At 71.8% G+C, this 6,511-nt stretch carries 5 protein-coding genes; all 5 read left to right on the top strand.

Going from position 1 to position 6,511, the window contains the following annotated elements:
* On the top strand, nt 1-741 hold a 741-nt coding region (locus tag ACWF94_RS29500; protein ID WP_453495092.1), incomplete at its 5' end, for an alpha/beta fold hydrolase.
* Entirely contained in the window at nt 734-1,846 is a 1,113-nt protein-coding gene (locus ACWF94_RS29495) for a DUF3500 domain-containing protein (protein ID WP_453495089.1), read from the top strand. The genes ACWF94_RS29500 and ACWF94_RS29495, both read left to right, overlap by 8 nt.
* 18 nt (nt 1,847-1,864) lie before the next feature.
* A complete protein-coding gene (locus tag ACWF94_RS29490; RefSeq protein WP_453495095.1) occupies nt 1,865-3,673 on the top strand; it encodes a gamma-glutamyltransferase family protein in 1,809 nt (602 codons plus the stop codon).
* A 148-nt stretch (nt 3,674-3,821) separates the two neighbouring features.
* Entirely contained in the window at nt 3,822-5,219 is a 1,398-nt protein-coding gene (locus tag ACWF94_RS29485) for an MFS transporter (RefSeq protein WP_453495086.1), read from the top strand.
* Nucleotides 5,216-6,436, top strand: coding sequence for an FAD-dependent monooxygenase (locus ACWF94_RS29480; protein ID WP_453495083.1), 1,221 nt, complete (start codon nt 5,216-5,218; stop codon nt 6,434-6,436). The genes ACWF94_RS29485 and ACWF94_RS29480 overlap by 4 nt, the downstream gene beginning before the upstream one ends.
* The last annotated feature ends 75 nt before the right edge of the window (nt 6,437-6,511 follow it).

Raw genomic sequence — 6,511 nt, 5'->3', positions numbered from 1 at the left:
GGTGGCGATGGTGTGCCGCTCGTACTCGTCCATGGCGGCGAAAGCGACCGCACCCAGTTCGCCACGCTCCGCTCGCGACTCGGCGCCGGGATCCGGGCCATCTCCTACGACCAACGCGACTCGGGCATCACCGTGAACCCGCCGGTCCCCTACACGCTGGGCGTCCTCGCTGATGACCTCGTCGCCCTGCTGGACGCGCTGGGGCTCCAGCGTGCGCACCTGTTGGGCACCTCCTTCGGCGGCGCTGTCGCGCAGCACGCGGCGCTCCGGCATCCCGAACGGGTCGCATCCCTCGTCCTGGTAGCGACCACGCCGAGTTTCGCGATGGGCAGTGCAGCGATCGACAAGCTGCTGAACATGTCCCACGACGCCCGGTCGAACGCGGTCGCGGACTTCTTCTTCACGCCCGAAGGCCAGGCCGAGCCACCCGCCAGGCCCGCCCGGACGCTCACCGCCCGCAGTCCCGAGCAGAGCGCCCGCCGCCACGCTGCCGCCCGACAGCATGAGGTCCGGGACCGCCTCGGCGCGATCGCCGCACCCACCCTGGTCGTGCACGGCACGGCGGACCGGCTGGCGCCCTACACCGGCGCCGTGCTGATGGAGCAGCGGATCCCGAACGCCGAGCTGCGTTCGATCGAGGGTGGGCGACACGGGATCGCGGTGGAGTTCGCGGACACGATCGCCCGCTGGGTGCGCGAGTTCCTCGCCGTGGACGCGGCGCCGTTCCGCAGCCATGACTGACGCCGACCGCGAGGTCGCGAACCGGATGGCCGAGGCGGCCCGGGCGTGGCTGGACTCCCTGGACGCGGACCAGCGCGGGGTGGCGGTCGGACCGCCGCCGGGCGCCGGCGGCGCGGCCGGGTCCGAACGCACCCGCTGGTTCTACACGCCCACCGATCACGGCGGTCTCACGTTCCATCAGCAGCGTCCCGCCCAGCACCGGCTGGTGATGCGGCTGGTCGCGAGCGGTCTGTCCGAAGCCGGTTACACCACCGTCGCCACCGTGCTCGGCCTGGAGAACGTCCTCGACCACGTCGAGGGCTTCTCGGTGAACTGGGGGCGTGAGCGCACCCGTGACCCCGGCATGTACTACCTGCGGGTCTTCGGTGAGCCCGGCGGACCGCGGCCGTGGGGATGGCGGTTCGGCGGTCACCACGTCTCGCTCAACAACCTCGTGGTGGACGGTCGGGTCGCCGCCACCACACCGTGTTTCCTGGGCGCGGACCCGGCCGCCTCACCCCTGCTGGGCGGCGCGACGCTGCGCCCGCTGGGGACGGCCGAGGATCTGGCCCGCGAGCTGGTCCGCTCCCTGCGCCCCGAGTCCGCCGCCCGCGCGGTGCTGCTGCCCCGCGCCCCGGACGACATCGTGGCGGGCAACAGCCCCCGCGTCGACGACCGTGTGCTGAAGCGCGCCGAACTCTGGCGCCCCGGCGGGCACATCCCGGACCGTGCCGAGCACCCGGCCACCGGCCTCGACGGTGCGAACCGGCGGGCGCTGGCCCTCACCCCGGCACCCAAGGGCGTGCCGGGCGCCGAACTCGACGCCGCACAGCGGGAGTTGCTGCGCGCCCTGCTCGGCACCTATCTCGACCGGGTCCCGGACGGGGTGTCCCCGCTGCCCCGCTACGACGACCCGGCGGCGCTGGACGCCGTACACCTCGCCTGGGCCGGTTCGACCACGGCGGGCGAACCGCACTACTACCGGCTGCACGGCCCGCGGTTGCTCGTCGAGTGGACCAACATCCACCGCGGTGTCAACCACGCCCACGCCGTGTGGCGGGACCCGGAAACCGACTTCGGCGGCGACGTCCTGGCCGCCCACCATGCCGCCCACCACGTGCCATAGGAACGGGATGTGACATACATGGCCGGTCAACAGCCATCACCGACCCACGCTCCCCCTCAGAAGACGCGCCCCACACTGCGGGGCTCCTTCGGCATGTGCGCGTCGACGCACTGGCTGGCTTCCGCGACGGCCCAGTCCGTACTGGAGCGGGGTGGCAACGCGTTCGACGCGGCCACGGCGGGCGCCTTCGTACTTCAGATGGCCGAACCCCATCTCAACGGGCCGGGCGGTGATCTCGTCGCCGTGTTCGCGACCGCGGGGGACCCGTCTCCGCTCGTGCTGGTGGGACAGGGCCACGCTCCGCGGGGAGCCACGATCGAGCACTTCCGGGCCGAAGGGCTGGACCATGTCCCGGGCGCGGGCGCCCTGGCCGCCGCCGTCCCGGGTGCCGTCGAATCCTGGCTCCGGCTGCTCGCCGAGTTCGGCACCTGGGAGCTTGCCGACGTCCTGGCCTACGCGATCCACTACGCGGAGCGCGGAGTCCCGGTCGTACCCCAGTTGGCGCGCGTCCTCGCCACGGTCGAGGATCTCTTCCGCACGCACTGGCCGACGTCGTACGCACTGTGGATGCGCGGCGGGCGGGTTCCAGGACCGGGGTCGACGCTCGTCAACCCCGTCTATGCCCGGACCCTGCGCCGGCTGAGCACCGCGGGGGCCGGCGGGACGAGAACCGCACGGATCGACTCCGCGCGGCGCGTCTGGCGCGGAGTCGTGGCAGCCGCCGTGGCGGAGTTCGCGGCCGTACCGCACCGGCATTCCTCGGGCGCGGACCATGCCGGAGTGATCACCGCCGGGGACTTCGGCGACTTCCTGCCGGCTGTCGAGCCCGCGGTCACCGCGGAGTTCCGGGGGATCACAGTGGCGAAGGCGGGCCTGTGGTCCCAGGGGCCCGTGCTGCTCCAGGCCCTCACCATGCTCGACCACTTCGACGACGAGCGGATCGATCCGTCGACCGCCGGGGGAATTCACACCATCACCGAGGCCCTGAAGCTGGCCATGGCCGACCGGGAGGCGTACTACGGGCATCTGGATCCGGCGGAGGCGGAGACCGTGGTGCGCCGTCTGCTGTCCCCCCGGTACAGCGAGGAACGCGCCGGCCTGATCGGTGCGGTCGCGTCCACCGCGTTCAGGCCCGGCGATATCGGCGTCAGACCCTACACACCACCGCTCGTCACCGATCAGGGTGCTGTACGGGCCGACGGCGTGGGCGAACCCACCGTGCGGGGGACCGGGGAGACCCGGGGCGACACCTGCCACATCGACGTCGTCGACCGCTGGGGAAACATCATCTCCGCCACACCGTCGGGAGGGTGGCTCCAGTCCTCCCCCGCCGTGCCGGATCTCGGTTTCGCGCTGGGCACCCGGCTCCAGATGACCTGGCTGGACGAGGCCGCCCCGTCGCGCCTGGAGCCGGGGCGGCGGCCCCGTACGACACTGACGCCGACCCTGCTGCTGCGCGACGGCAGCCCGGTGGCCGCGCTGGGCACACCCGGTGGTGACCAGCAGGACCAGTGGCAGCTGATCTACCTGGTGCGCACGCTCGCTCTCGGGCTGGATCCACAGGAGGCGATCGACGCACCCGCCTTCCACACCACCGCGGTACCGAGTTCGTTCTGGCCTCGGACCTGGACGCCGGGCGGACTGGTCATCGAGGAGCGAGCGGGCCGGGAAGTCATCGGCGAACTGCGCGCGCGGGGCCACGACGTGACCGTCTCGGGACCGTGGAGCCAGGGCCGGCTGTCGGTGGTCACGCGTGATCCGGACAGCGGCGTCCTCCAGGCGGCGGCGAACCCGCGCGGTGCCCAGGGTTACGCGGCGGGGCGATGAGCCGCGCCGTGTCCGGCCCGCGCACCGGCTGGGCGATGAGCCGCGTTGTGTCCGGCCCGCGCACCGGCGGCCGGCTTGTACGACGGCTGTTCACGCCGCCGGGCCCGATGCCCGACCTCACCTCAACCCGCCCGACGGAAGGATGTCCATGACCACAACACTGGCTCCCCCGGTCCCCATCGGCAAGGCCGCTGTCGGGGCTCTCGGCATGCTGGCAGTCGCCACCGGTGCTCTGGAGTCGGTGGTGACGCCGACGCTCCCGCTCCTGCAACGTGAGCTGGACATGAGTCCCGCCGAGGGGGCGCTGCTGAGCATCGTGCTTCTCATCACCGGGGCGCTCGTCACCCCGGTCGCGGGCAAGTTCGGTGACCGCTACGGCGGGAAGCGCGTCATGGTCCGGCTGATGGCGGTGGTGTCGGTCGGTGGTCTGGTGTCCGCCCTGGCGCCGAACCTGCCGGTGCTGCTGCTCGGCCAGATATTGCAGGGGGCGATGGTGGGCGCGCTGCCCCTGTCGTTCATCCTGGTGCGCAAACACCTCCCCCCGGGAGAGTCGAAGGTGGCCATCGGGGTGGTCAGCGGGTTGTTCCTGGGTGGCGGGATGGCGGGCACGCTGTCGGCAGGTCCCGTGGCGGAAGGGCTGTCCCGGCACTGGATGTTCGCCCTGCCGACCTTCGCCGTCATCGGGGCCACCCTGCTGGTGAACAGGCTGATGCCGCATGATCCGCCGGGCCGGTCGGACAACGCGGGGATCGACTGGCCCGGCCTGGGCCTCCTGAGCGGGACACTGTTCACGCTCATGCTGGTGCTCGCGCTGGCGCCCGAGATCGCCTCGCGGCCACTCGTGCTCGGCGCCCTCATCGTGGTCCTGGCCGCCTTCGTGACCGGATGGATAGCCGTCGAGCGCCGTGCGGCATCGCCGATGGTCGATCTGCGCATGCTGGCCCGGCCCGCGGTGTGGAAGTCGTGTGTGCTGACGTTTGTGATCTGCGTCGGTACCTCGGGGGCGGTCTATCTCGTTCCCCAGTTGTTCGCGGTGTCCGCCGACGCGTACGGATTCGGCGCAAGCTCCACCGAGATCGGCTTCTTCCTGCTGCCCGGCGCCGTGGCCGCGTCGCTGGCCGGGCCGATCAGCGGGATCTGGGCGCGGCGTTTCGGCTCGCGTGCCGTGGTCACCGCCGGGGTCGCCCTGATGGCCGTCTCCCTGATCGCCCTGGCAGCCGTGCACACCGAGGTCTGGCACCTCGTCGTCGGCAAGGCGCTGGTCGCGCTCGCCAATGGTCTGTGCATCACGGCGCTGGTGACCAGCACCGCCACGTCCGTCGATCAAGGTGACACCGGCATCGCCACCGGTCTGGTCCTGGTGACCCGTGTGCTCGGCTTCGCCGTGGGTGTGCAGGCCAGCGGCGCGATCCTCACCGCGGGAACCCCTGCCGGGTCGGATGTCCCGGCCGAATCGGCCTTCGTCACCGGCTTCGTCATCACCGGCGTCATCACGGCACTGTCGCTGATTGTCGCCCGCACCATGAACAAAGGAGTCAAGGAATGACCAGTAATGATCCGATGGGGACAGCCCGCACCACACCGAAGCGCACGGTCCTGATATCCGGGGCCAGCATCGCGGGCCCCGCCCTGGCGTTCTGGCTGAACCGCTGTGGATACGCGGTCACGGTGGTCGAGAAGGCCGGCACACTCCGTAGCGGTGGTTACCCCATCGACCTGCGCGGCACCGCACTCGACGTCGTCAGGAGGATGGGAATCCTGCCGCGACTTCAGGACGCGCACATCGACCTGCGCCGGCTGACCTTCCTCGACCCGGACGGCGGCGAGGTGGCCTCGCTCCACCCTCACAACGTCACCGGCGGTGTCGCGGGACGGGACCTGGAGGTGCGGCGAGGGGATCTGACCGACGCGCTCCACGCGGCGGTCCGTGACGACGTGGAGTTCTTGTTCAACGACTCCATCGACACCCTCGACCAGTCCGGCGACGGCGTCGACGTCACCTTCCGCGGGGGCGGCAGGCGTACGTACGACCTGGTGTTCGGCGCGGACGGTCTGCACTCACACACCCGCGAGATGCTGTTCGGCCCCGAAGAACAGTTCCACCGGTACCTCGGCTACTGCTTCGCCGTGTTCACCATGCCCAACACCTTCGGTCTCTCCCACGAGACCGTGATGTGGAACGCCCCGGGCAGGGCCGCGGCCCTCTACGCCGTGGGGGACAAGGACGAGGTGCACGCCTTCCTGAACTTCGCCCAGCCGGGACCGCCGTTCGGCGCGTTCCCGGACCCGGGGGCCCAACGGGACCTGGTCGCCTCGGTCTTCGCCGACGCGGGCTGGGAGGTCCCGGGCATGCTGGCCGCCCTGCGCGACGTGGATGACCTGTTCTTCGACGCGGTCGGCCAGATCCGTATGCCCCGCTGGTCCGACGGCAGGGTCGCGCTGGTGGGCGACGCCGCGTGGGCGCCCTCGTTCCTGACCGGACAGGGCACCAGCCTCGCGCTCGTCGGCGCGTACATGCTCGCCGCTTCCCTGGCCGGCCGGGACCACACCGAGGGCTTCGCCGCCTACGAGCGCGGCACCCGTGGGTTCGTGACCGTGAACCAGGGGCTGATCGCCGAGGGCGGCGCCACCCTCTTCCCCACCACCGCCCGGGCCCTGGAGCAGCGCAACAACAGGCTGCGCAGGCTCAGCGCCATGCCCGCCACGGAGGGACGACCCGCCCACTCGGCCCTCACCCTGCCCGAATTCCCGCCCATGGCGTGAGCCCGGGCCGACGCGCCGATGACGTACGTCACCGGCGGCCGGGCGCCGGGCCGGCTGAGCGGCAGCGCCCCGGCC

The sequence above is a fragment of the Streptomyces sp. NPDC055078 genome (assembly GCF_053607985.1).
This window is presented reverse-complemented; position numbering and strand designations above follow the sequence as displayed.